This is a genomic window from Pseudomonas sp. PS01301 (assembly GCF_029960215.1).
Classification (GTDB): domain Bacteria; phylum Pseudomonadota; class Gammaproteobacteria; order Pseudomonadales; family Pseudomonadaceae; genus Aquipseudomonas; species Aquipseudomonas coleopterorum.
In genome coordinates, this window is record NZ_JASCPM010000132.1 from 1 (window position 1) to 293 (window position 293).

1 protein-coding gene is annotated in these 293 nt (G+C 59.0%); it reads left to right on the forward strand.

Annotated elements, in window-relative coordinates; all coding sequences use genetic code 11:
- Nucleotides 1–90: 90 nt before the first annotated feature.
- Nucleotides 91–293: OprD family outer membrane porin (locus tag QMX89_RS22745; protein ID WP_282349960.1), on the forward strand; the 203-nt coding region annotated here is incomplete at its 3' end.

Below are 293 nucleotides of genomic sequence, written 5' to 3' on the forward strand. Positions count from 1 at the left end.
CCTGTTGCAGAGCGCTGCGCAGGTCGCACGAACGACGGAAAGCAAGCGGGTGGTCGTGTAGCGTCCTCACTGGTGATTAGGGAAAACAAGATGTTGAACAAGAAATGGGCTGTCCTCGCCCTCGGCGTGATGGCGGCTACCCAAGCCATGGCCAACGAGCAGGCCGATGCCAAGGGTTTCGTCGAAGACAGCCAGCTCAATGTACTGCTGCGCAATGCCTATATCAGCCGTGACTACAAGCATGGCGGGCAGGACAAGGCCGAGTGGGGCCAGGGCGTGATCGCCAAGTTCAA